Origin of the sequence: Sphingosinicella xenopeptidilytica (genome assembly GCF_042676985.1) — a bacterium.
In the GTDB taxonomy this organism is placed as follows: Bacteria; Pseudomonadota; Alphaproteobacteria; order Sphingomonadales; family Sphingomonadaceae; genus Sphingosinicella; species Sphingosinicella xenopeptidilytica.
In genome coordinates this window covers 62,088-87,627 of record NZ_JBHTIK010000002.1, presented here as the reverse complement: position 1 = coordinate 87,627, position 25,540 = coordinate 62,088, and the positions used below count along the sequence as shown (strand labels likewise).

22 protein-coding genes are annotated in these 25,540 nt (G+C 63.0%); 15 read left to right on the top strand and 7 right to left on the bottom strand.

Going from position 1 to position 25,540, the window contains the following annotated elements; all coding sequences use genetic code 11:
- Position 1: 1 nt before the first annotated feature.
- From ACFQ00_RS03250 to ACFQ00_RS03240, 3 genes are read right to left on the bottom strand one after another with little or no spacing between them, the layout of a single operon-like run.
- On the bottom strand, positions 2–1,564 hold the full coding sequence (locus tag ACFQ00_RS03250) for an AMP-binding protein (RefSeq protein WP_381486149.1): 1,563 nt from the start codon (positions 1,562–1,564) through the stop codon (positions 2–4).
- On the bottom strand, positions 1,561–2,910 hold the full coding sequence (locus ACFQ00_RS03245) for an aminotransferase family protein (RefSeq protein ID WP_381486146.1): 1,350 nt from the start codon (positions 2,908–2,910) through the stop codon (positions 1,561–1,563). The genes ACFQ00_RS03250 and ACFQ00_RS03245 overlap by 4 nt, the downstream gene beginning before the upstream one ends.
- Positions 2,910–3,815 (bottom strand): bile acid:sodium symporter family protein, encoded by a 906-nt coding sequence (locus tag ACFQ00_RS03240; RefSeq protein WP_381486143.1) that lies wholly within the window; start codon positions 3,813–3,815, stop codon positions 2,910–2,912. The genes ACFQ00_RS03245 and ACFQ00_RS03240 overlap by 1 nt, the downstream gene beginning before the upstream one ends.
- 273 nt (positions 3,816–4,088) lie before the next feature.
- Here ACFQ00_RS03240 and ACFQ00_RS03235 point away from each other — a divergent pair, with 273 nt between their 5' ends.
- Positions 4,089–5,129, top strand: coding sequence for a Rieske 2Fe-2S domain-containing protein (locus tag ACFQ00_RS03235; RefSeq protein ID WP_381486140.1), 1,041 nt, complete (start codon positions 4,089–4,091; stop codon positions 5,127–5,129).
- A 28-nt stretch (positions 5,130–5,157) separates the two neighbouring features.
- On the opposite strand, the gene ACFQ00_RS03230 is transcribed toward ACFQ00_RS03235, so the two are convergent.
- Complete coding sequence (locus ACFQ00_RS03230; RefSeq protein WP_381486137.1) at positions 5,158–6,585, bottom strand: amidase; 1,428 nt, start codon at positions 6,583–6,585, stop codon at positions 5,158–5,160.
- A gap of 25 nt (positions 6,586–6,610) precedes the next feature.
- On the bottom strand, positions 6,611–8,734 hold the full coding sequence (locus ACFQ00_RS03225; protein ID WP_381486134.1) for a TonB-dependent receptor: 2,124 nt from the start codon (positions 8,732–8,734) through the stop codon (positions 6,611–6,613).
- A 213-nt stretch (positions 8,735–8,947) separates the two neighbouring features.
- Here ACFQ00_RS03225 and ACFQ00_RS03220 point away from each other — a divergent pair, with 213 nt between their 5' ends.
- From ACFQ00_RS03220 to ACFQ00_RS03200, 5 genes are read left to right on the top strand one after another with little or no spacing between them, the layout of a single operon-like run.
- A complete protein-coding gene (locus ACFQ00_RS03220) occupies positions 8,948–9,808 on the top strand; it encodes a MurR/RpiR family transcriptional regulator (RefSeq protein ID WP_381486131.1) in 861 nt (286 codons plus the stop codon).
- A complete protein-coding gene (locus ACFQ00_RS03215; protein ID WP_381486128.1) occupies positions 9,798–10,424 on the top strand; it encodes a cysteine hydrolase family protein in 627 nt (208 codons plus the stop codon). The genes ACFQ00_RS03220 and ACFQ00_RS03215 overlap by 11 nt, the downstream gene beginning before the upstream one ends.
- Positions 10,421–11,743, top strand: coding sequence for a glutamine synthetase family protein (locus tag ACFQ00_RS03210; RefSeq protein WP_381486125.1), 1,323 nt, complete (start codon positions 10,421–10,423; stop codon positions 11,741–11,743). The genes ACFQ00_RS03215 and ACFQ00_RS03210 overlap by 4 nt, the downstream gene beginning before the upstream one ends.
- The gene (locus ACFQ00_RS03205; RefSeq protein ID WP_381486122.1) at positions 11,743–12,507 is read left to right on the top strand and encodes an N-formylglutamate amidohydrolase; all 765 of its coding nucleotides are present in this window, start codon (positions 11,743–11,745) and stop codon (positions 12,505–12,507) included. The genes ACFQ00_RS03210 and ACFQ00_RS03205 overlap by 1 nt, the downstream gene beginning before the upstream one ends.
- On the top strand, positions 12,497–13,807 hold the full coding sequence (locus tag ACFQ00_RS03200) for an aspartate aminotransferase family protein (protein ID WP_381486119.1): 1,311 nt from the start codon (positions 12,497–12,499) through the stop codon (positions 13,805–13,807). Before ACFQ00_RS03205 ends, ACFQ00_RS03200 begins: the two co-directional genes overlap by 11 nt.
- A 267-nt stretch (positions 13,808–14,074) precedes the next feature.
- On the opposite strand, the gene ACFQ00_RS03195 is transcribed toward ACFQ00_RS03200, so the two are convergent.
- Together ACFQ00_RS03195 and ACFQ00_RS03190 are read right to left on the bottom strand one after the other, a co-directional pair.
- Positions 14,075–15,094 carry a pyridoxamine 5'-phosphate oxidase family protein gene (locus ACFQ00_RS03195; RefSeq protein ID WP_381486116.1) on the bottom strand — a complete coding sequence of 340 codons (1,020 nt, stop codon included), beginning with the start codon at positions 15,092–15,094 and terminating at the stop codon, positions 14,075–14,077.
- Entirely contained in the window at positions 15,091–15,474 is a 384-nt protein-coding gene (locus tag ACFQ00_RS03190; RefSeq protein ID WP_381486113.1) for a hypothetical protein, read from the bottom strand. The genes ACFQ00_RS03195 and ACFQ00_RS03190 overlap by 4 nt, the downstream gene beginning before the upstream one ends.
- A gap of 314 nt (positions 15,475–15,788) precedes the next feature.
- Here ACFQ00_RS03190 and ACFQ00_RS03185 point away from each other — a divergent pair, with 314 nt between their 5' ends.
- The 9 genes from ACFQ00_RS03185 to ACFQ00_RS03145 all read left to right on the top strand — a co-directional run bounded on the left by ACFQ00_RS03185 (position 15,789) and on the right by ACFQ00_RS03145 (position 25,410).
- Entirely contained in the window at positions 15,789–17,990 is a 2,202-nt protein-coding gene (locus tag ACFQ00_RS03185; RefSeq protein WP_381486110.1) for a TonB-dependent siderophore receptor, read from the top strand.
- A gap of 98 nt (positions 17,991–18,088) precedes the next feature.
- Entirely contained in the window at positions 18,089–18,352 is a 264-nt protein-coding gene (locus ACFQ00_RS03180) for a hypothetical protein (RefSeq protein WP_381486107.1), read from the top strand.
- Entirely contained in the window at positions 18,349–18,627 is a 279-nt protein-coding gene (locus ACFQ00_RS03175; RefSeq protein WP_381486104.1) for a hypothetical protein, read from the top strand. Before ACFQ00_RS03180 ends, ACFQ00_RS03175 begins: the two co-directional genes overlap by 4 nt.
- Positions 18,628–18,646: 19 nt before the next feature.
- Entirely contained in the window at positions 18,647–19,459 is an 813-nt protein-coding gene (locus tag ACFQ00_RS03170; protein ID WP_381486101.1) for a PepSY-associated TM helix domain-containing protein, read from the top strand.
- 2 nt (positions 19,460–19,461) lie between these two features.
- Positions 19,462–20,208, top strand: a complete 747-nt coding sequence (locus ACFQ00_RS03165; protein ID WP_381486098.1) for a PepSY domain-containing protein — start codon at positions 19,462–19,464, stop codon at positions 20,206–20,208.
- A 110-nt stretch (positions 20,209–20,318) separates the two neighbouring features.
- Positions 20,319–20,891: an RNA polymerase sigma factor gene (locus tag ACFQ00_RS03160; protein ID WP_381486096.1), complete on the top strand. Its 573-nt coding sequence runs from the start codon at positions 20,319–20,321 to the stop codon at positions 20,889–20,891.
- The gene (locus tag ACFQ00_RS03155) at positions 20,888–21,847 is read left to right on the top strand and encodes a FecR family protein (RefSeq protein ID WP_381486093.1); all 960 of its coding nucleotides are present in this window, start codon (positions 20,888–20,890) and stop codon (positions 21,845–21,847) included. Before ACFQ00_RS03160 ends, ACFQ00_RS03155 begins: the two co-directional genes overlap by 4 nt.
- Positions 21,848–21,910: 63 nt before the next feature.
- On the top strand, positions 21,911–24,460 hold the full coding sequence (locus tag ACFQ00_RS03150; RefSeq protein WP_381486090.1) for a TonB-dependent receptor domain-containing protein: 2,550 nt from the start codon (positions 21,911–21,913) through the stop codon (positions 24,458–24,460).
- A gap of 38 nt (positions 24,461–24,498) precedes the next feature.
- Positions 24,499–25,410: an alpha/beta hydrolase gene (locus ACFQ00_RS03145; protein ID WP_381486087.1), complete on the top strand. Its 912-nt coding sequence runs from the start codon at positions 24,499–24,501 to the stop codon at positions 25,408–25,410.
- The last annotated feature ends 130 nt before the right edge of the window (positions 25,411–25,540 follow it).

Genomic DNA, 25,540 nt, shown 5'->3' with positions numbered 1-25,540 from the left:
CTCAGTTCACCAGGCGTTCGGCGCTGGCCCAATAGCGGGCGCGGAGCGCTTTCTTGTCGGGCTTGCCAAGCGGCGTCAGCGGCAACTCGGCGACGAATTCCACGCGCTTTGGCGCGCACAGCGCGCCCTTGGCCTCGCGCACGCTCTCGATCAGGGCGGCCGCATCGGCAAAGTCCGCGCGCCGCGGCACGACGACCGCCATCACCGCCTCGCCCCACTTCTCGTCGGGCGTCGCCACCACGGCGGCAATCGAGACTTCAGGATGGCGGTTCAGAACCTCTTCGATTTCGCGCGGAATCACGTTGAAGCCGCCCGAAATGATCAGGTCCTTCTTGCGGTCCTCGATGAAGAGGAAACCGTTCTCATCCATCCGCCCCATGTCGCCGGTGCGCAGCCAGCCCCCGCCCATCGCTTCTTCGGTTGCGTCGGGCCGTTTCCAATAACCTTCCATCACGAGCGGACCGCGCGCGCAGATCTCGCCGATTTCGCCCGGCGGCACCGGATTGAGATCGTCGTCCATCAGCGCCACCGATGTTGCGGCGCTTGGAAACCCGCACGACTTCAGCATGTGCGGGCGCGCGAGATCATGATCGGCCTTGCCGAGTACGCTGATGATGTTGGGGCACTCGATCTGCCCGTACACCTGCACGAAGATCTGGCCGAACGCCTCGATGGCCTTGGCGAGCTTCGTGGGCGACATCGGCGAGGCACCGTAAACCAGCGTCTGCAACGGGCCCGCCCCGCGTTCCCAGATCTCCGGCCGGTCGAGGAGCACATAGATCATCGTCGGCACGAGGAAGGTGGACGTGATGCGATGCGTGTGCAGCTCATCCACAAACCGCGCGGGATCGAACTTGGCGCGCAGCACCAATTCGCCGCCGCGCAGCAACGTGGGGAGAATGAACAGGAACGACGCATGGCTGATCGGCGTCACCGCCAGGAAGCGCATCTCCTGCGGCAATTCGCACTCACTCGTCTGCAGCAGAAGGTTGGTCACCAGCGAGCGGTTCTTGTGCACGACGCCTTTCGGCCGCCCGGTGGTGCCGCCGGTATAAACGACGAACGCCGGCGTATCGCCGCCCGCCACCGCCTGTAGCGGCGCCGGTTCAGCCATTTCCGCCGCCGCTTCGATGCTCGGCGCGTAATCGAGGCCGCCGAACGACATCGTGCGCACGCCGGGGCACTGCGCCGCTACATCGCGGCCGTGTTCGGCGAAGTGACGATCGTCGACCAGAAAAAGATCGATGTTCGCGTCCTGAAGCGCGAACGCATGGTCCTCCACATTCGCCTTGGGATGGAGCGGCGTGTAGCGCATACCGACCATCAGCCCGGCCGCGAGTGCGACAACAGCCTCGACGCGATTGGCGGAGAGGAGAGAAAACGCGCTACCCGGTTTCATCCCCGCGGCACGATAGGCGCCGGCGTAGCGACGCATTTGCTCGCCCATCTCGCGATAGGTCATGGCGCCGTGGTCGTCGCTCAAGGCAACCCGATCGTCGAAGCGGCGCGCAGCGCGCACGAACAGCTCTCCGAGCGTGTTGGAGATATGGATATCGTCGTTCATGATGCTTTCCCGTCGATACTGCGCTCGAACGCGCCCAGGGCATCGTCGATGATGTCGACGAGCCTATCGACGTCCTCCCGCGTCGAGATCAGCGGCGGGCACACCATGAACCACTCGCCGAACTGTCCCCCGCCCGTGCGCCGATGGAGCATGGCCAGCCCACGCTCCATCATCAGATGCTCGATCCGCGCGGGCGCATTGAGTTCGAACGGATAAGATTGTCTGGTGTCCTGATCGGCGACGATTTCGATCGCGAGCTGCAACCCGCGCCCGCGAATATCGCCGAGGGAACGCCGCCGCTTCTGCACGGCCCTCAGCTGATCTTCGAGATAGACGCCTGCCGCCGCGCTCTGCGTCACGAGATCGCTTTGCACCAGTTCGTCCAGAACCGCGCAACCGATCGCGCAGCCCATCGGGTTGGCGACATAGGTGTGGCCGTGCGCGAAGCCGCCTATGGCGCGCAGTTCGTCCACCAGCGCCGAAGAGGTCACCAGCGCGCTGATCGGCGCATAGCCGGACCCCAATCCTTTGCCCATGGTGAGGATGTCGGGCGCCGCGCCCGGGAAATAGTGCGAAGCGAGGAATTTACCGCAGCGCCCCGCGCCGCTCATGATTTCGTCGTGGATCAGCAGCACGCCGTGGCGATCGCAGATCTCGCGGATACGCCGATAATAGCGATCCGGCGAAACCAGCGCGCCAGTGGACGTGCCTCCGACGAGCTCAACGATGAAGGCCAGCACCGTCTCCGGCCCTTCGCGTCTGATCGCCTCTTCGAGCGCCTCGGCACAATAATCGACATAGGAATCCGCGTCGAAGCCTTCCGGTGTGCGATAGGTGATCGGCGCCGGGATTTTCGGCATCGGCACCATCATCGGCCCGAACAATTTCTCCATCACCGGGTCGCCGGTGACACCGAGCGCCCCGAGCGTTGCACCATGATAGGATGGCATCCGGCTGATGACCTTGTGGCGGCTCGGCTCTCCGCGCGCGATGGCGAGCTGTCGCGCGAACTTCAGCGCTGCTTCCGTCGCCTCCGAGCCGCCATTGAGGAAATAAGCGGAATCGAATTTGCCTCCGCAGAGTTCGGCGAGCCGGCGCACCAGCTCCTCATCGGGACGACTTTCCCAGATGCGGGCGTACGCGAACGTGATATTTTCCATCTGCGCGCGCATGGCGGCGAGAACGCGGGGATGACTGTGACCGAGGGCGGTCACCACCGCGCCGGACGAGCCATCGAGATAGGCCTTTCCGTCCTTGTCGAAGATGTAGACGCCTTCGCCGCGCACCGCGATAGGGAATGAAGGCGTGCCCGGCGGCGAAATAAATCCTTGTGCCGACAGGCGCATCAGTTCGGTCCCTTGAATGAGGAAAGATCGGCCCGGGGCTGGCGTGCGGCACGGTCCGCCAAAAAGCGCTCGATACCGATGTAGGCCATGCCGACGGCGAACCCCGTGGCGGAATTCAGGATCAGCGGCAGCGCCATCGCCGGCTGCGCGAGCAGCGAGGTGACGATGAAGATCGCCAGGCCTTCCTGCCGGATGGCATGTTCGCACACGATGGCGGTGCGTTCGGCGCGCGCCACCGAAAAGAGGCGCGCAAACAGGAAGCCGGTGGCGACCATGATCAGATTGAGCGCCAGCACGGCGGGCCAAACGCGCGCGACGGCCTCCACGAAGGTCTCTCGCTGCTGCCACATCAGCAGCAGAAAGATTGCGATGATGATGACCGCCGCGACATTGCGCAGCGGCGCCTCGATCGCATCGCGCACGCGCGGCAGATGTGCCCGCACCAGCATACCGAGCGCCACCGGCAGCAGCGAGATACGCGCCACCGAGACGATCGCCTCCAGCGGCGAAATGGAAACGCGTTCGGCGCCGCCCATGAAGATAGCGTAGCCAAGGGCGAGCCACAGCGGCGCGAGCACGCCATAAGCGACCGATCCCGCCGCGGTCATCGAAATCGAGAGCGCCAGATCGCCGCGCCCCCAGAACGTCAGCAGGTTCGAGAGCGTGCCGCCGGGGCACGTCGCGATAAGATAGATGCCGACCGCGAGCACAGGCGCCGCCCCGCTCGCGTGCGCGACGCCGACACCGATCGCGGGCACGATCACCAGCAGACACGGCAGCGCCACGAGCAGCGCCTTGGGATGGCGCACGATGCGCACGAAGTCGTCCAGCCTGAGCGCCAGCCCAAGCGAGAACATCATGATCGCCAGGGCAATCGGCAGAACGAGGTCGTAGACCATCACCATGAGCGCGGAGCCATCACAGCGACCGCCCAGGCCCTTGGCCGCCGCCTCGCCTGTCTCTGCAAATGCAAGGAAAGCGGCGGAAAGTGTCGCTTTATGCTGTTCATCGCCCCAAATGCCCCCTCTTGCCTTTTTTATACTCATACCTCATCCTCACATTTATGCAAATGGTATAAAGCGGATGGGGACGCTGAGGTGTCGTGGGCCAATCACCCTGCCGTTGACCGGGCGGGCACGACCCAAGCTGCACCCACGCGAAGCAAGGGGAGAGCTGCGATGTTTGCGCGGAATTGCTGGTATGTCGCGGCGTGGTCGCACCTGCTTCCAGCGGGAACCGTGATCGGTCGGCAGATTCTGGACGAGCCGATCGCACTCTACCGCACCGAATCGGGTGCCCTCGTCGCCATGGAGGATCGCTGCCCTCACCGGCTGGCGCCGCTCTCGCTGGGGTGCGTGCAGGGCGAGCAACTGCAATGCCGATACCATGGGCTCACCTTCGATATGGCCGGCCGCTGCATCGGCGTGCCCGGTGCGGAGAAAATTCCGCCGGGCACCAACGCACGCACATTTCCCGTCGCCGAATGCGATGGCTGGATATGGGTCTGGCTCGGCGCGCCGGGTGCCGCGAACGAAGCGCTGATTCCGCGCGGCTTCGATCTCGCCGACCGGCGTTTCACCATGCGCTATGGCGAAATCTCCTACGCGGCTGACTATCAACTCGTGAACGACAATCTGTGCGATCTCTCGCACCTCGATTTCCTGCACAAAACGACGCTTGGCGGTGCAACCGCGGGCGGCTGGTCAGACCAACCCCCACGGGTAACGCCGCTTGAGCGCGGCGTTCATATCGAGCGCTGGCTTAAGGACCGGCCCGTCAACCCCGGTGGCACCGATCTCACCGACATCTGGAGCTGTTACGATTTCAGCGCGCCCGGCATTCTCGTCATGCGCACGACCTTCTACCCGCGCGGCGCGGCAGAACGCTGCGGCTTGGCCGCACCGCCAGATGATCTTGCACCGCTGCTGCGCCGTGTGGATCAACAAGCGGTCACGCCCACCGGCAAGAAATCGTGCACCTATCTGTTCGCCGCAGGCTTCGAAGGCATGACGCCGTCGCCCGTGGCGATGGAGCGCATGTACAAGATCGTCATGGACGCGTTCGCGGAAGACCGCACCATGATCGAAGCCCAGCAACGCATCTGGGATCTAACGCCCGCCTCGCGCAGGAACGCGTTCCTGCCAAGCGACAAGGCCCCTCACCTGTTCCGCAAGATGCTGGCGAGGCTGATCAACCAGGAGCTGAAGGTTTCAAGCTAGCTTCGCGAACCCGATCCCAGCGCCAAGGCTAGCGTGCGGAGACAGGCGGGAGGCGATCCTTCCATGGCTTCGCCGCCTCGATCTGGGAGGCAAGGCGGATCAGCAGGTCTTCACGCCCGCGGTTGGCAATAAACTGGGTTCCGAGTGGCATACCGTTGCTCGCGGTTTCGATGGGAAGTGAAATTGCCGGTAGGCCGGAGATGCTGATCGGCGCAGAGAACGCCATGAAGCCGACGAGGCGTTCGAAATAGGCATCGACATCGCTCCATGCCTGCGAAGGGTCGCCGACCTCGGGCGCCGTCACGGGCGTAGAGGGCGTGATGACAATGTCGTATTTGCTCACAGCCATGCAGATATCCCGGCCGATCTGGCGCAGGATCTCGACATCGAGAGCGTGCTCGACACCGGAAACGTTCTTGGCCAGATCTCGAATGGCCCAGACGACCGGTTGAAGGTCGTCTACCCCGGCCTTTCGGTTCATCAGCGCTTCCGCCGTGTCCAGCCCCATTGCGGTCAGCACGTTGATGACGCGAATGAACGTCGCGGTGAAGCGGGCGTAATCGATCGGGATTTCGGTCACTTCAACGTGGTGGCCGAGCGACTCGCAAAGCCGGGCAGCCGCTTCGGCCGTCCGGGCGGCGTCCTCGCTGCTGATCGGCCCCGGCGACCGGGTCATCAATCCGATGCGAAGCTTGCCGGGATCCGCGCCCACCTCTTCGAGGAGTGGCCGAGATAGCGGCTGGATTTCATATGGATCGCCGGGCGTGGAACCCCACAGCGCATCCGAATAGGCCGCGGTGTCGCGAACCGAGATCGAAAGGCAGCCATCGGTGCCGCAGCCGTACCAGACATCGGCATAATCGGGGAAATAGGTGTTCCTGCCGCGCGAAGGCTTCAGGCCCACCAGCCCGCAATAGCTGGATGGAACGCGAATGGAGCCGCCGCCGTCGCCGCCGTGCGCGAACGGCATGACACGGGCCGCGACGGCACACGCCGCCCCGCCGCTCGACCCGCCGGGCGTGCGCGACGTATCCCACGGGTTCCGCGTATCGCCGAACAGGGCGTTGCCGGACTGGAGATTGATGCCGAACTCCGGCACGTTGGTGGAACCGATGTAGATAAGCCCCAGCGACTTCAGCCGGTGGATCATCACGCTGTCCTGCGCGGGCACATGATCCCGGAAGAAGCGCGATCCCGATGTCAGTGGAACACCCGCATGGCCGAGGATCAGATCCTTGAGCAGCCACGGCAGCCCGGCGAATGCCCCCTGCCGGGGCGGATCGGCCGCCACGCTGCGCGCCAGCTCATAACCCTTGTTGGTCATGAAATTGAGCGTGGGATTCAGGCGCTCGATACGCCCGATGACGACCTCGACGAGTTCGGCGGAACTGATCTGACCCGTTCGGATGAGGTTCGCGAGGCCAAGGCCGTCATATTCGATAAGCTGGTCCGTCATGATGGTTCCCTGTGCTTATTCCGGGTCAGAACTTGATCGTGTAGCGTGCCCCGACACGGAGCGGCGGTGCAACCGATGCGAAGACGCGACTGCCGTCTGGCATGAAATAGAAGGTGTTGAACAGCCGCGTTTCCGCATAGGTATCGAAGAGGTTCGCGGCGAACACCTGGAACTTCCAGCTCGGCCGTACGAACGCGATGCTGGCGTCCACGATCTCGTGGCCCGGAATCGTCAGCAGCGGATCGAAGGCGACACCATAGCCCTGGGTCTGCGAACTGACATGGCGGCCATCCAGACTGAACACCAGTTCCGAATCCGATGATCCGATCGGCATGGTATATTCTATGCCCGCGCTGGCGGTCCAACGCGGCACGAACCGCAGCCGCTCTCCAGCGTGCTGCACGCCCGACCCATCGACATAATCGTCGAACTTGGCATCAGTGTAACCGACCGCGCCGGTCAGACTCAGTCCCTCCACCGGCTTGAATTCGGCGTTCAATTCGAAGCCTTGCGAATGCGATTTTCCGGCATTCGCGGTCGTCGCGATCGCGATGCCGTTGTCGGTGATGATCGAGGTGAGCTGCTGGTCCTTCAGGTCGATATAGAAGAGCGCGCCACCAAGCTGCACCCGACCATCGGCGAAGCGGCCCTTGAAGCCCAGTTCGTAGCTGAGCGCCTTTTCACTCTTGTAGGGAATGAAGCTGGCGTTGCTGGCGGGCGTAAGCGGCAACCCGCCCGACCGCGCGCCCTGCGCTATGCTCGCGTAGACGATGCCGAAATCGTCGATCGAATATTTGATCGAGCCCGATGCCGTGAAATTGTCGAAGCTCGCGCGGTTCACACCGGCGCCGCCGATTGGAATCTCATAGGGATGGATTACCGCATAGGCATCGTAGGCGCCCTTGACCTTCTCGTGCCCGAAGCGGCCGCCTGCGGTCAGTTCAAGATTGGTCGTCGGCGTGTAGGATGCCTGACCGAAAACGGCGAAGCCTTCCTTCGTCAGGTCGACATTCTGGTAATCGATCGTAAGGCCCGTGGTCGGGATGCCGATCCCCATGTCGTCGAAATCCTGTAGGTCGTAGCTGCGGCGGGATTTCACCTTGTCGCGGAACGCGTAAACCCCGGCCATCCACTGCAGCGGGGCCGCACTTTCAGACGATTCGATGCGCAGTTCGGTCGAATAGAATTCCTGATGGTTCCGATAATCATGACGGTTCGGGCCGCGATCGCCGCCGCCATCGAAATCGAATGGCAGCTTGCTGTCGAGTTTCCGGTAGCCGCTGAGCGAGACGATATCGATACTGTCGCCATGCCAGGTAAGATTGGCCGCGAAACCGCGATTCCGGTTCACGCCTTCGATCTGATAATCGCTGTTCACACGGTAGCAGTCGCAGCCCCTCGGCACCCCCGGAAGACCGGTTTGGCCGCGCCACTCCTGCGCGTCCGCCGTCAGATACGCCTCGAACCGTTCGGACGGGTTCAGCACCAGCGACACGCGCCCCTGATAGCTGGTGGACCGGTCCGCGCTCACCGTGCCGCTTTGCCCCGAAAGCGCCGGGATGACCGCGTTCTTCAAATAGCCGTCCGTTGTCGAGACATCGAACGAAGCGCCCGCATACACGCCATCGGCGAGACCGCCGCTTACGCTGGCCTGGCTGCGGAAGGACAGCAGGCTATCCGCTTCGGCGAACAGGCGGACCTGCGTTTCCGGCCCCGGCCGGCGGAAATTGATGGCGATTGCGCCGGCCTCCGTATTGCGGCCGAAAAGCGCGCCCTGCGGCCCCTTCAGAACCTCGACGCGCTCCACGTCCACATAGCGCGTGTCGAAGCCCAGACGCGGCTGGTAGATGCCGTCGACGAACACCGGAGCCGCCGGATCGCCGCCGCCCGTGTTCGCGCCAACCCCGCGAATCACCAGCGAGAGAAAGTCGCGCCCCGGGCTGTTGATGTCGGATGAGGTGGAGAGGCCCGGGAGCCGGCCGATCAGGTCGGACGTGTTGACCACGCCCTTCGCCTCGATCGCCTCGGGCGTGACGACATCGATCGACGCGGGCACGGAAATCAGCGATTCCGCGCGCTTTCGAGCAGTCACCAGGATTTCGCCGCCCTCAACGACACCCTCTTCCTGCGCCAGCGCGGGAGCGGCCACTGACCCTCCAAGCGACGCGAGGAACAGGACGTGCGCGATTATCGCCGTCGACCCATGTATCCGAAGCATGTGTACCCCCTTTTTTCGTTTCCGAGTCCCGACCCATCGGGCCGTGTTCTCCCAAAGCATGTGGAGGCGTCGGCATAATGTCAATTCCATTTCTTCACTTGAATAATCTACACATTGTGTAATGAATAAGCCAAGAAGGACGATATGACGATCAAAGACACGCTCATTCGAGGCTCGGATTCGCTCACAAAGGCGGACAAACTCATCGTGCAGGAATTGCTGGCGAATTATCCGACAAGCGGGCTTTCCACCGTTTCGGATCTCGCGGCCCGCTCGGGCGTGAGCGACCCCAGCGTCGTGCGTTTCGTGCGGCGGCTCGGCTTCGACAGCTATCCGGCGTTTCAGAAGGCGCTGCTCGCGGAAGTGGACGAGCGGATGAACTCACCGCTGTCGATGTTCAGCAAGGTGAAACAGCCCGCAAAGGACAGCTTCGGCCGCTATCTCGAAGGCTGCGCCGACCTGCTGCGCCGCACGCGCGAGTTGAACCCGGCAAGCGAATATGAGCGCGTTGTCGAGGCGCTGGCGGACCCCGATTTCCGCATCAGCGTGCTGGGTGGGCGATACAGCCGATACCTCGCGGGATATCTCGCCCAGCACCTCGGTATGCTTCGCGCAGACACGCGCACGATCGAACCGATCGGCGAGGAAGAACCCTATGTTCTGGAGGCCTTCGGCCGCCGTGACCTCGTCATCATCTTCGATTACCGGCGCTATCAGGCGGATGTGATCCGCACTGCGGAGCGCGTTCGCGAACGCGGATCGCGGATCATCCTGTTCACCGATCCGTGGCGCTCGCCCATCGCACGCCTCGCGGATGCCAGCCTGCTCGCACCCGTCGAATCCCTGTCCCCTTTCGATAGCACGCTGGCGGGCATGGCCCAGATCGAGGCCATCGTCGCGGGGCTGACAGCGAAACTTGGCCATGTCGCGGAAGCCCGGATGCAGACCTTGGAAGCGCTGGCCGTGAAATTGAGGCCTGCCAAGGAGCACAACGTTGAGGATTGAACCCCGCTTTTCTCGCATTCCACCACGCGCGGAAACCACCACGCTGCTGTTCGTCGATATGCAGCGCATCTGGATCGATAACGCGAGCGGTTACTATCGCGATCGTCTGCACGGCGGCGTCTTGCACAATCAGGAACGCCTGCTGGAGGCCGCGCGCGCGGCGGGCGTTCAGGTGATGCATACGATCATCGAAAGCCTGACACGGGACGGCCGTGACCGTTCGATGGATCACCAGTTGAGCGGCATCCACGTTCCAAAGGGCGACCCGGCTGGCGCGATCATCGATGCGCTTGCCACTGCCGAAAACGAGATCGTGCTGCCCAAGACATCTTCCGGCCTCTTCAATTCGACTGCGGCCGATTATGTTCTTCGCAATCTCGGCACCACGCACCTCGTGGTTTGCGGCGTCATTACCGACCAGTGCGTCGACATGGCTGCGCGCGACGCGGCGGATCGCGGCTACCTCGTCACCGTCGTCGAGGATGCCTGCGCCACCTATTCTGCGGAACGCCACGCCGCGGCGATCCAGACGCTTCGCGGCTATGCCGACGTTCTGGATACGCCCGGCACCATCGAACATCTCTTCCACGCCAAGCCGGTGAAAACGAACCCGTGACCAATCAGACCTTTTCCGCGGCGGGTACACCGCTCTGCGCCGTTCTCACCACTGATCTGGCAGGCATCACGCGCGGCCGCAGCTTTCCGTCGGACCGGATCGCGACCTATCTCGATCGCGGCATCGGCTGGGTGCCTGCGAATGTCGCGATCGATCCTTTCGGCGCGATCGGCGCACATCCGTGGGGTTCGTCCGGCGATCTTCGCATCATTCCCGATCCCGATACGCATGTGCGGGTGGAGCACGCCGTCTCTCCACCGCTCGAATTCCTGCTGGGCGACATCATGGATCTGGATGGCGCGCCGTGGGTGTGCTGCGCGCGTGGCTTCCTGAAGACCGCGCTCGACCGCTTCCGCGCCGAAACCGGGCTGGAGCCGGTGATGGCGTTTGAACACGAATTCCGCATGGAAGGTGCAACATGGGCCGACGCACCGGCCTTTTCGCTGGGCGCGATGCGCCGCGCTGCCGGGTTTTGCGGAACGCTGATGGCGGCGCTGGAGGAAGCCGGGGCCGAGCCGGAGATGATTCTTCCCGAATACGGCCGCGACCAGTTCGAAGTGACGCTGGCCCCCGCCCCTGCCCTGCAGGCGTGCGACCGCGCGGTCGTGCTTCGCGAGATCACACGCGAAATCGCCCGCGCAGCCGGAATGCGCGCCAGCTTCACCCCGAAGCCGGAACCCGACGCCGCAGGCAGCGGCGTACACATTCATTTCAGCCTGAACGCTCCACCCGGCAACGTGACTTTCGATGCCGCCCGCCCCGGCCGACTTTCCGAAATCGCAGCGCATTTCACCGCAGGCATCGTGAAGCATTTGCCTGCGATCACGGCATTCTCCGCCCCCAGCCCAATCTCCTACTTGCGGCTGGTGGAACATAGCTGGAGCGCTGCTTATGCGATCGTCGGCGAACGCAACCGGGAAGCGGCGCTGCGCATCTGCCCGACCTTCCCGCAAAATGGCCCGGACGCGGCGCGACAATTCAACGTGGAGTTTCGTGCCTGCGATGCCACCGCGAATCCCTATCTGGTCGCCGCGCTGATCGTGCTTGCAGGGCTTGAGGGTATTCGCGGCGCCCTGCCCCTGCCCGAACTGGTCAGCGTGGACCCTTCCGATCTTCCCGACGCGGAGCGCGCCAGGCTGACGCGTCTGCCGCAAAGCCTTGGCGAAGCGCTTGCGGCGCTCGATGCGGACGCGGTCGTCAAATCCTGGTTGCCGCCTGAACTCCATGCCTGTCATTCCGCGATGAAGACCGGCGAGATCGAACGGGTCGCGAAGCTCTCGCCGGAGGATATCTGCGCGCTCTACGGTTCGGTCTATTGATGAACCGGGAGTGCAGCGGCCCGGCCGCGGTCGAGATCGTCAACCCCAACGGGAAGGCGCCGATCCTGCTGACATGCGAACATGCGTCAAACAGTGTGCCCGAGGGGATTTCTCTCGGCATCAGCCCATGCGACCTCGAAAGTCATATCGGCTACGATATCGGTGCCGCCGCCGTCACGCGGCGACTGGCGGAATTGCTGGACGCCCCGGCCATCCTGTCGCGCTATTCGCGCCTCGTGATCGATTGCAACCGGCCGCTGCCATCGTCCGAGAGCATTCCCGATACAGTGGCCGGTATCGTCATTCCCGGTAACCGGGATTTGCCGGAGGCGCAGCGTGAACAGCGTGCGCGCCTGTATTTTCAGCCGTTCCACGATGCCGTCGCAGAGATGCTTGCGCAGCGCGATCCCGATGGCGACCATCTGCTGGTGTCCATCCACAGCTTCACGCCCCGACTCGCGAACGTGGAACGTCCGTGGGATGTCGGCATTCTGCAACGGCAAAGCCCCGCAACCGGCGAGGCTATGGTCGCCGCCTTCAGGCAGGCGGGCGTGAACGCCATCAGCAATCAGCCCTATCAGATCGAGGACGAGACCGATGCCACGCTCCCGCTCCACGGCGAAGCGTGGGGACGCCCGGCCGTGCTCGTGGAACTGCGGCAGGACAAGCTGGGCAGCATCGCAGGCATCGAAACGTGGGCCGCCCGAACCGTTGCCGCCGTTCGGGCGGGCCTCCAGTGTGAAAGACAGAGCGATGGCAACTGATCTCTACGCGCGCGATGTCGCGGCGATCGGCACGCTTCAGAAATTGCGCTTCTTTCCGCAGACCGCTGTCGGCGGCGCGGGCTGCTACCTGCGCGATAGCAACGGCGCGGCCCTGCTGGACCTCTCGGCAAGCTGGGGGGCAGCCAGCCTTGGCTACAGCCATCCAGCGATCGTGGAGGCGGTAAGCCGCGCTGTACGCGATCAAGCGGGCGCCAGCGTGCTTTCCGGAACCAATGCCGCAATCGTCGAACTCGCCGAACGCCTGCTGCGCATCACACCGGGTGAAGGCGCACGCAAGGTATGGTTCGGCCATTCCGGATCGGACGCCAACGAAACCGTCTACCGCGCCGTGGTGCGCGCAACCGGGCGGCGGCGAATTATCGCCTTTTCCGGCGCCTATCACGGCGGGACCACGGGATCGATGATGATTTCCGGTCACCCTTCGCAGGCCCATGCAGAACGTTCGTCCGATCTCGTTCTGCTGCCCTATCCGTGCCGCTATCACGATACGGTTACGGCGGAATCGGTGTTGGAAATCTTCGATCACATGATCGCCACCAGCGTGCCGCCGCACGAGATCGCCGCGATCTTCATCGAACCGATCCAGTCGGACGGGGGCCTCATCGTGCCGCCCGAAGGCTTTCTGGCGGCGCTGGTGCGCCGATGCCGCGCGCACGGCATCCTCATCGTTTCAGACGAAGTGAAGATCGGCCTTGCGCGCACGGGCAAGCTGCACGGTTTCGCACACGAAGGCTTCACACCCGACATCGCCGTGTTCGGCAAGGGGCTGGGCGGAGGTCTCCCCATATCCGCGATCGTTGGCCCGGCGGACGTGCTCGATGCGGGCACGGCATTCGCGATGCAAACCCTGCACGGAAACCCGGTGTGCGCCGCGGCGGCGCTGGCAGTGCTCGATACGATCGAGCGCGAGGATCTGGCGGAACGCAGCGCGTCGCAGGGTGCCGACCTGATGGCGGCGCTGCGGGGCCTTTCGGAAAAGCATCCCATCATCGGCGACATTCGGGGACGCGGTCTGGCGATCGGCGTCGAACTCGTCGACGATCGGAACAAGAAAACCCCCGCAACGCGGGCAGCCGCACGCCTTCTCTATCGCTGCCACGAACTTGGCCTCGTCGCCTATTACGTGGGCGGCAACGCCAATGTGATCGAGTTCACGCCGCCGCTGACCTTCGGCCCCGCCGAGATCGCCGAGGCCACCGCCATCCTCGACCAGGCCTTGTCAGACCTCGCCGCAGGCCGCCTCGACACCATCGACATGCGCGACTTCGTAGGCTGGTAATCGGGATGTGTGCGGCATCCCCCATCATTCAATTTCGAAGGCTGGCACCTCGGTTCTGCCACGCCTCCGCTAAACTGCTAACGGACCATTCGCCAAAAGAGAGCGTCTTCTGACGACTTGGCTGCCTGTGGAGACCATAGAAAAATAGTTCAGAAAAACCGGCAATACACTGGACCAGTTTCACCATGTCACCTCACCCACCGCACGCAATTTAGCAGGGCCCGCGCTGGAAATCTCTGATAGGCGATTTTCCTGCGCGAAGCTGGCTCAATAGAGATTGGATTTATAATCCCGCTCGAGTCCCATGCGCATCAGACCCGGAACCGCAACTGCGGTGCTGGCGATCCTTGCGCCGAGGCCCTTGTTTCTGTTCAACTTCATGTGCGCGACAAACATGGCCGCGGGATCCACGCCCTCGACGGCCACGGCGGGCCAGAGCGCCGCGCGCTCCAGGGCCGCACTCCGGCGCCGGACAATCTCGGCATCCACTGAGACGGTGATCAGCGGTATCTTGCCGTTCACCGCAAAGCGCGACCGTGCGGTTTCATCCGTTGTCAGGTGTGCCCGGCCGCTGACGATGGCGACGTCGTGCGATCCGGGAATAAGAAGCGCCGCCCCGATACCCGGTTGAGCGACAATGTTTCGGAAGCTGTCCACGCGGCGATTGCCCGGCCGATCGGCGAACCAGAGGTTACCGTCTCCGATCTGCGCCATGGCGCCCGCCGGATCACCTTTCGGGCTGAGATCCGCTCCACCGTCCGCGTCGATCGTTGCGAGCGCGATGAAACGGCTCGCCGCGACGAATTCCGCCGTGCCCTCCGGCACCTCCTTCACAGGCGATGCCGACCAGAAGCCGGACCGGATCAGCGCCTTGGCGCAGTGCACATAGCATTCCTCGACCGCCATCACCGCCATTCCGGCATCGATCGACGCGACCCGGCCGTTGACACGCAGCGTCTCCCCGATTCCGGGAAGCAGGAACAACGCACCCAACCCAAGGCCTGGGCGCACTAGCACCGCATCATCGAGATGCGACAGGGGCAGCCGCAGTTCCGATCGCGACGCCTGCGCGAAACCCGGCTCACCACCGCCGAGCGTCACCGTGATTCCTGTGCCGTTTCCGAAACCGGCGAACACCAGTGGCGACCGCGCGATCCAGCGCAGCGCGGTTTCATCGAGGTGGTCTATGACCTTCAGATGGATTGCGGGCGGTGTCTTGCCGATGATCCGTTCAAGCGCAGCGGTGTCAGCGATCTCCGACTGATCTTCCGGAACAGGGCTTCTCAATGCAGCCTCCGTGCATCTTCGAGGAGCATCGCCAACATGATCCGGGCCGAACAGATCGCACAATCGAAAGCGGCGCCGAGCTCGCTGCTATATGTGCCACAGGCCGCGCGCGAACGACTGCCTTCGATCAGTTGCAACAAGAGATGCTCATCGCCGGAGAGCGCTTCGCCGCCGATGACAATCGGCCGGCCCAGCCCTGCTTCGTAGAAATGCATGAGACTGCTGAGCGCGGGCGTAAGCATTTCGCAGCGATGCGCGGAGAGGATCGCACAGAGGCGGGGCTGCACGTCGCACCCCTCGTCACGCGCTTCCCGCCAGCCTCGCGCCGCGTCAACGAGAATGCTGGCGGTTTCCCGTTCGATGGCCTGAACACGCAGCATGGGGCAACTCCCTTGGAATGCCAGCCATTATTGCGAATGATTCTCAAATAAGCAATCAGCAATGCGACGAGCCGCTGCATCCGTGGCTGACCAGATCTTGCAACCCAAAAGCCACACCACGACGCCGGGACATTCAATGACATGATTCTTTCTTGAAAATGAGAATCAATATTAATAATGCGACGACGAGTGTCCAACAGGGGGCGCAGAGCAACCACAACCGGAGAGGTCCACCAATGAAACCGGCGCTTTCAATTCGTTGCGCTCTACTGCTGTCTGCCTCCTTCTCGGGGGCTGCGCTCGCGCAGGAGTCTGTGACCGACGAAACTGCAGACAGCACGATCGTCGTCGTCGCGACGGGGCGAAGCGCAGCGACATCGGCCTCGAAAGCGGAAACGCCGATCATCGAGGCGGCCCAGAGCATCTCGATCATCAGCCGGGAAGAAATGGATGTCCGCGCCGTGGGCACGGTGAGCGACGCGCTCGCCTACACCGCGGGCGTCAACGTCGAATCCACCGGCATCGACAGCCGCACCGATGAAATCGTGGTACGCGGCTTCGGCGCCGGTGGCTTCTCTTCCAACAACAATTTCGTCGATGGCCTCCGCCTGCCCTCGGGCGGACAATGGACGCGCACGCAGTTCGATCCATTTGCGCTGCAACAGGTGGAAGTGCTCAAGGGCCCGTCGAGCGTGCTTTATGGACAGACCGCACCGGGCGGTATCATCAACATGGTGACGAAGCGGCCGACAACAAAACTCTCCGGCGAACTCATGCTTCAGGCGGCCGGCTTCACCGATCTCGGCCGCTGGCAGTATCAGGCCGCAGGCGACATTTCCGGCGCGCTCGATGCCGACGGCAAATTCTCGGCGCGGCTGGTCGGCCTTGCCCGCGACGGCCAGACCCAGATCAACAAGACGAGCAACAGCCGCTACTACATATCGCCGTCGTTCACGTGGGCGCCGAGCGACGACGTGTCATGGACGCTGCTCGGCCAGTACCAGCGCGACGAGGGCGGCTCGACGTATCAGTTCCTGCCCGCGACCGGCACGCTTTATCCTTCGAACGGCGACCGTATCGATCTCGACGAATATCTCGGCGAGCCGGATTGGAACGTCTACGATCGCGAACAGATTCTGATCGGGTCGTTCTTCCGCGCGAACCTGAGCGAAAACATCAGCTTCCGAAACAGCGTGCGCTATACTCACGTCAACTCGCTGTACCGCGTGACCGTGCTTTCGGGCGACACGCTGAATGCCGCGACGCCCGGCGCTTCGACATGCGCGGCAATGCTCACCGGTTATCCGGCGGCCTTCGCTGGCTGCATCCCTGGCCAGACCATCGGCCGCCGTGCTGTGCAGGGAGACGGCGAGAGCGACGGCATCGCAATCGACGCCAACCTGCAGGCGAAATTCACAACCGGCGCCATCGAGCATACGCTGCTCGGCGGTATCGACTTCTTCCGTACCGACTGGGAACATTACCGCGACCTCGTCATCGCGCCCGGCCTGCCGCGCGGACAGGTCGAGCCTCTGATCGACATTTACAATCCAGTCTCTCGCGGTTCGTCCCACTATGCGGCAAACCTCACGCCCCAAGTTTATACCGAAACCGAAAGCGACCAGATCGGCCTTTACCTTCAGGACCAGATGAAGCTCGGCAACCTGCGCCTCAGCATCGGCGGCCGCAAGGACTGGGTCGACGACAAGACAACGAACACCGTTGCCGGCACACGCTATACGACGCGTTCCAGCGACTTCACGTGGCAGGCTGGCGCCGTTTATCTTTTCGACAACGGCCTCGCACCCTACGCCAGCTACTCGGAATCCTTTCAACCGCTGGTGTCTGAACCAACCTCCAACCTGACGAAAGAGCCCTTCCTGCCGACAACAGGCCAGCAATACGAAGCGGGTCTGCGTTTCGAACCGCGCGGCAGCCACGCCTATTTCACGCTCGGCGCTTACCAGATCAAGCAGCAGAACGTGGCGACGCCAGACCCCGACGGCACGATGTGCGGCACCAGTGTCTGCAACGTGCAGACGGGCGAAATCCGCGTGCGCGGCGTGGAACTGGAGGGCCGCGCCGCGACCCGCATCGGCCTCACCTTCGTCGGCAGCCTGACGCGGACGTGGTCGAAGGTAACCAAGAGCAGCAACACCGCCACTGAACTCGGCAACCGGGTAGGTCAGGTGCCGGAATGGCTCGCCTCGGGCTTCGTCGATTATCGCTTGCCCGAAGGTGTGCTGCATGGCCTCGGGCTTGGCGGCGGTATCCGTTATACCGGCAAGAGCTGGGGCAATCTTGCCAACACGCTCGAGATTCCGGCGCACACGCTGTTCGACGTGTTCGTAAGGTATGATTTCGGGTCTTCGACCCCGTCGCTCGACGGCCTGTCGCTCTCGGTCAACGCCCGCAATCTTGCCGATAAGACCTATGTGGCGACCTGCACCGCTTATGCAGCCTGCTACTACGGTTCCGGCCGGACCGTGACGGCGCGCCTGCAATATCGCTGGTAGCGGTTCACGCAGCCTCCACCTGTTAGCTATTGCCTCTCGTTTGCATTTTATGCAACGCTCACGTTGTATTTCTCGCCAGTGGATGGAGCGGCAAGACGATGACAGAAATCCTGGCGGGCCTGTGCCTGCTTGTCGGCACGATCGCGCTGTATCTCGCTTCGCCGAACCAGCGGCTGCGCGAAACACTACTGCCATGGGCGCGATGGGCGGGCTGGGCGTTTCTGGTCGTGGGGCAGGTTATGCTGTGGACGATCATGGGGACCGCGACGGCGGTCTTCACCAGCCTGACGGCGGCGATGCTGCTCTGGTCGGTGATCCCGCTCGCCGTCGCCTGGCAGCGGGGGGAGAAGGCGAAAAAATGAGTACGTTCGAATACACCAGCCGTGACTGGTTCGGAAAGGCAAGCGCGGGGCTCGTGCTCGGCTTCGGTCTCGCACTCGCCCTCAGCAGCCTGTTCGCGATCCTCGCCCCCGGCAGCGGCGGCGGCAAGCTGCAGGTTACCATGTGGATGGCGTCGCCGATCTGGGTGACGATCCTCGGCTTCTGCTTCCTGTTTCGCAGCGGACGCGCGGCCTGGGGCTGGCTCGGTCTCGCGAACGGCATCGCCTTCGGCCTTCTGGCCGTGGTTCAACCCTGAAACGCTGGAGAGGCGAACCGTGCGCACCGATGTCGTCCGCATGTACAAGGATGTCCACACGTGGGTGGGCATCATCAGCGGCCTTGCCCTGTTCATCGCCTTCTACGCGGGTGCGATCACGATGTTCGAGACGCAGGTGCAGCGCTGGGCATCGCCGCCCGTCGCGCTCTCCCCTGCCCCCGCCATCGAACGTACGCAGGAACTGATCGACAAGACACTCGCCGCGCGACCGCAGGCGGAACGGCAGTTCCAGATCACGATTTCACCCAACGCCGAAGCCCCGGCACGCATGATGTGGCTGGAGCGCGCGCCCGGCGCGAGCCGCCGCGACCCGGCGCCGATGTTCGGCTCGACACTCGCAGCCGACGGCTCCGTGGAGATCGTGCAGATCGTGGGCACCGAGGTTGCACAGATCGTGGACGTTCTGCACCAGCAGGTCGGCCTTCCGCTCGACCACGAAATCGCCATGCCGATCATGGGCATCATCTGCCTGCTGTATGGCATCGCGCTGGTTTCCGGCACGATCGTGCTGCTCCCCAGCCTCGTGAAAGATCTGTTCGCGGTACGCGTCGGCAAGAACCTGAAACGCATGTGGCTCGATACGCACAACGTGCTCGGCCTGTTCAGCCTGCCCTTCCATATCGTGATCTGTCTGACGGCGGTCGTGTTCGCCTTTCACGACCAGTTCTACGACGTTCAGAACAAGATCGCCTATGGCGGCAATCTCGCCGCGAAATGGGAAGAAGGCGAACACCACGACCCCGCCCCACGCGGCCCTGTTATTCCCGCTGACGAACTGCTCCGAAGCGTTCAAGCGCAGGCAATGGCCTGACGGTGAGCGCGTGGGGTGAAAATCCGGCTTACGGTCACCGTGCGCCCAACGCGGGGTGGGTCGAGGTCGCCCCCTACACCGGAAAGTTCACCGAAACCGATTACATGCCGGGTATGCAACCGGCCGGTTTCATGCCCACCCTCACCAGCTTCTTCACACTCCACTTCGGCAGCTTCGGCGGCCCGCCGGTGCGCTGGGCGTATTTCTTCATGGGCCTCGCGGGCGCAATGCTGTTCTACACGGGCAACCTGCTGTGGATCGAATCACGCCGCAAGAAGGAGCGCAAGGCGGGCGCCGTCACGCAAAGCCGGTCGACCATCGTGATGGGCGCTCTCACGGTCGGCGTCACACTCGGGTGCGTGGCGGGCATCTCGCTGACGATCGCGGCCGCGAAGTGGTTGCCGGGGCGTGTCGGAGATGTAGCCGCGTGGCACAGCTGGATCTACTACCTCACCTTCCTTGCCGCGATCGGCTGGGCGTTCGCGCGCGGTGCGGCACGGGCGGGATGGGAACTGCTGGCGTTCGCCGGTGCGATGACCCTGCTGATCCCGATCACGTCGCTGTTGGCAGCAGCAGGACTTCCAGGAACGGGGTGGAGCTATCGCCACACGATTCTGGTCGACGTCACCGCCCTTGCGGGCGCCGCCGCGCTCTTCTGGATGGCCCGCATTGCGTATCGGCGCGCCGAGAGCGGCCCACGGGACAGCGTGTGGGGCGAGGCGAAAGCCCGCACCGTTCCACAGGCTTGAAGAAAGGCACCGCCTTCATCCGCCCCTTGCAAAGAAAAATGTACCGGGTTCTCCAAATGTGATTGTCTGAGGACTTCACGGGGTTTCAGGATTTTCGCCGGGGAACGCGCGTGGAGGATGACAGGAAGGTGCTGGACAGGTGGTTCGCGGAAGAGATTCTTCCGCTGGAACCCTTGCTCATGGGCTTCCTGCGCCGAAACTGGCGCCGCTACGAAGACCTCACTGACCTGCGGCAGGACATTTACCTCAAGACCTACGAAGCCGCCCGCTCCGCACGCCCGATATACCCGCGCGCCTTTCTGCTGACGGTTGCCCGTAATCACCTCATCAACCTCGCCAAACGCGCCAAGATCATCGCCTTCGACGAGGTTGCCGATCTGGAAGCGATCAGTATCGACACGGTGACGCCGGAGCAGAGCGCGGTGGCGCGCGACGACCTGCGGCGGTTGCAGGAAGGCCTGGCGAACCTGCCCAAACGCTGCCGTGAGGTGATCGAGCTCCGAAAGGTGCAGGGCCTGTCGCAGCGCGAGGTCGCGGACGCGATGGGCGTGGGGCTCGATACCGTTCAGCGGCAGACGACGCTCGGCATCCGCGCGCTCGCCGATTTCATGCTTGGGGGCAGCGGCAAGCTGCAAAGATCCGCAACGACAACCACACGATACAAGACGGGAGGCCAGCCATGAACGACTGGCAGCAGATCGAACAGGATGCAGCCGAATGGCTGACACGCCGTGATGGAGACAGCTGGAGCGACGAAGACGCCGCGGCACTGGACAGCTGGCTGGACGATCCCGCGAACCGCGTTTCCTTCCTGAGGCTGGAAAGCGTCTGGCAGCGCCTCGACCGGGCCGCGGCACTGCGTTCACCTGACTTCGATGCGACGGCGCATGAACGACGCGGCATTCTGAAACGCTGGCTGCCGCTGGCGATGGCGGCATCGTTTGCCGGCGCGATCGGACTTTACACATTTCACGACCTGCGCACCCCACAGGCGCCCACAGCCTATGCGACCGCGATCGGGGAAATCCGCAATGTGAAGCTCGCGGACGGCAGCTCTGTCGACCTCGGCACCGCGACCCGTCTTCGCGCCGATGTGACGGATGACAAGCGGGTGCTGTGGCTGGACGAGGGAGAGGCTTTCTTCGCGGTGGCACACGACGCCTCGCGCCCATTCGTAATTCATGCGGGGAAACAGCAGGTGACCGTTCTCGGCACGCGCTTTTCCATGAGACGAGAGCAGCACGAACTGCGCGTCTCCGTACTTGAAGGGCGCGTTCGTCTTGGCCCCGATGGCGGGCGGAACAACGCAGTCGAGCTTGGCGCAGGCGGCGTTGCGATCGCCACGGACACCTCGACACTCGTCGGCTACCGCCCGGTTTCGAGTATCGAGGACAGCCTCGGTTGGCGAAATTCCACACTCGTGTTCGAGCAGTCTCCGCTGGAAGACGTCGTTCGAGAGTTCAACCGCTACAACCGGCGCAAGCTGGTGATCGTGGATGACAGCGTGAAGACGATGCACATCGGCGGCAGGTTCGCAGCGAACGATGTTGAACAGTTCGCCCGGCTGCTGGAGAATGGCTTTTCGCTCAAGGTCGAATACCGCGACAACGAAATCAGGATCGGCCGCCCGGCATTGTGATTTTTTTGTTACCGGTATCCTTGATCGCTTTGTCTGAAGGAATTGGAGGGGCAACAAGGGGGAATGAACCATGCTGGCGTTTCGCTTGTGCTGTACGCAGCCGCGATCGGCATGTCCGGCGCCACCCCTGCAATCGCCGCGACCATCAGCTTTCATGTTCCAGCGGGCGACATGGCCCGGGCGCTCAACGTTTTCAGCCAGCAATCCGGCATGAATATCGTTTACGCCACGAACGATGTACGCGGCAAACGGACCGCCGGCGTGCGCGGCGTGTTACCACCAGGCGCAGCACTTGATCGACTCCTTGCGGGATCGGATCTTGCAGCCAGACAGGGCGGCGGCAGCTTCGTCGTGATGCGCGACCCCGCTGTAACGCCACGAAACAAGGAAGCCTCCGCTTCACTACCTGCCTGGGAAGAAACACCGATCGTCGTGACCGCGACGCGGCGCGAAAACACTATCGAAAGCGTTCCTTTCAACATACAGGCATTTTCGCGCTCCGATCTGGAAACGACCGCGGCAAAGAGCGCAAGCGACATCGCCCGCCTGATCCCCGGCCTCACGTTCACCGACGAAGGCCGGCGCGACGGCTTCCGTCCCTTTCTGCGAGGACTGCGCAGCGGCGAGGATGTCGGCCTTGTTGCGACAACTGCCGTATATCTTGATGACGTGCCGATCGATCGGCCCGGCACGTTCCGTCCGCTCGACATGCGGTTGCTCGATCTCGAACGCATCGAGATCCTGCGCGGTCCGCAAGGAACGCACTACGGTGCGGGCGCGATGGGCGGCGTCATCCGCTACATTTCCGTGAAGCCCGATCTGGTCGCAGCAAGCGCGGAAGCGAGTGCCGCGCTGTCATTCACAATGCACGGCGGCTCCAATCAGGACACTTCGGCGATCGCGAACCTGCCGATCGTGAGCAACAAGCTCGCACTACGCCTGTCCGCCGCTTTCCAGAACACGTCCGGGGTTCTGGACAATGTGATACTGGACAGCGCAAATGTCGACGATGCCAGAACGATGACGGCTCGGCTCGCGCTGCGCTGGGTTCCGGATGATCTCATGATCGTCGATGCCAGTTACCAGAATGAAGATAGCACGTTCGGCGAGCGCAATTGGTTCGAAAGCACGCTCGGTACGTTCAAGGTCGGCTACAATGTGCCCGGCTATCAGGACGAAAACACGAGCGTTGCAGCAATCACCGTACAACGCGATGTCGGCATTGCCGACCTGACCTCCACGATCAGCTATCTTAAAGTCTCGCGCGCGCAGCGGCAGGACATTACGCATTCGGAACGCGACAATTATTACGCGCGAGTGATCGGAGCTCACATTGCGCTGCCACCGTTCATTGCCGTCAGCGAAGGCAAGGACACGGCGCGGGCGTGGACACAGGAAATACGCCTCGTCTCAAAGGGCGGAGGCGCCTTCGACTGGTCGGTCGGCGCGTATCTCTATCACTCGCGGTTCAAGAGCGATTATCAGATCAGCGTTCCGATTCCCTTCGAAGGGCAAAGCGACCTCGAAGAGCTGCTAGGCGTCAGCCTGAACGACGACAGGGAATCCCACATGGCAAGCGAAGAGACGCTCCGCCAGTTCGCCGTGTTCGGGGAGATCGGTTACCGACCGATCCCGGAATGGCACCTCTCTCTCGGCGCCCGTCATTTCGATTTCCGCCGCCGTTCCGATGCCGCGGTAATCAACCAGTGGGCTGCCGGCCGCCGCGACGACGATGGCCTCGCTCTCGACGTCCCGCTACCAGAAGAGATCAGCCATGGGCGATACAATGAGGACGGCGCCGCATTCCGTTTCAACACCTCTTACACGCTGGACACGGACAGCCTGATCTACGTCACGATTGCGGACAGTTTTCGTCCGGGCGGGTTCAACGCGGAAACCACCTCATCTCCGCTGCCCGCAGGATACCGGCAATATCTTTCGGACAGCATCGTCAGCTACGAGTTCGGCGCCAAGCTCGGCATCGGGCGTCATGTCTATCTGACAGCATCGGTCTACCATATCGACTGGTCGGACATGCAGACGCAGATCCAGTCCCCAACGTTGTTCGGCCTCAGGGGGAACGCGGGCTCGGCGACGGTGAGGGGCGGCGAGCTGCAGCTTCAGATCGATGACATTCCCGCAAAGGGAACATCGGTCCAGTTCGGCTTATCCCATATCGATGGCCGCCTCGACGAGCGCATCGACGGGATCGGCTTCAAAGACGAAAAGCTCCCGTTCGTGCCCCGCTTTTCAGGCTCGCTTCTTGTTGATCACACGACAGACATCAGCGACAAGGCAAGGATTGGAGCGACTTTCTCTGTCAGCTACACGGGCGCATCCTACAGCGATTTCGGCCCTGTTCGACCAATGCCCGAAGGACCGGAAGACAATCCGCGCTACCGGAAACTCGATGCCTATTGGCAGGCAAATCTATCCACGCGTCTCTCGATTGGCGCCACGAGCTGGCGCCTGTTCGTGAACAACCTGCTCGATACGAAAGGGCAGACCTTCAAGCAGTTTCAGGCTTCGTTTTCACCATACAGATCCAGTTTCGAGCGCACCACGCTGCTTCGCCCGCGAACGGTCGGCGTCGAGGTTCGGCACGCGTTCTGACAATACACGATTTACGATCAAGGAAGGACGACAAGACGATGCGAGCGCTTCTGCGATGCGCGCTTCTCACGCTGTGCCTGTACTCCACGCCAGCGGCGGCGGATGCCCCGGCGCTTGCACCGGTCACGCTGCGGAATGCCGGCGAACTTTCACTGACGACACCAGATGGGAAGGATTACCGGCTCTTCATTTCCATCCCGACCGAAGCGCCGCCGCCAGAGGGCTGGCCGGTGATCTACGTTCTCGATGGCAACGCCTGGTTTCCACAATTCTCGGCGCAGGCGATCATGATGGGACGACGGCCCGATCATAACGGCCTGCTCCCGGCCATCATTGTTGGTATCGGCTATCCCGGCGACCGCGATTTCTACATGGACCGCCGCGTTCCCGATTTCACGCCCAACGCGCCGGAGCGAGAAGCGCCGACCGAAGGTTGGGAGGCGCCCGGCGGTGCTGATCGGTTTCTCGATTTCATCGAGAGTCGCGTGAAGCCGCTCGTCCTCGGCAATTATAAGGCAAATCCACGAAATCAATCGATCTTCGGCCATTCGCTGGGGGGGCTCCTGGTCCTGCACGCCTATTTCACTCGGCCGAACGCATACGCCAACTATGCCGCCGTCAGCTCCTCGATCTGGTGGAACCGCGAATATATCCGCGAGGAAGAGGCCCGGTTCGTTTCCACGCTGGCAAAGGCGCCTCCGTCCGGTCGCCTGATCCTTGCCGTCGGCGCGGCAGAATTGCCCGACATGGTGCAGGGATCCGAAGACATGGCCACGCGCCTGTCGCCCCTCGCCGCGAAAGGCTTGAAGTTCGATTTTCTGAAGATTGAAGGCGAGGATCACATCACCGTGCCCCTACCCGCGTTCACCCGCCTCATCCGGAGCACGCTTCAGGCCAGCGCGATCGACCGCGAACACTATCGCAAGCTTCAGGAGGCGCCGGCGCAATAACGATACCGTTCCAGCGCAGCCATGACCATCGGCTGACGACAGACACAAGCTGAAAGAACGGGCGCACCGGCGCCCATCCAAGCACGCCGAATAAACATGCGCGTTTCGCGCCACGGACCCGCTTTGTCTT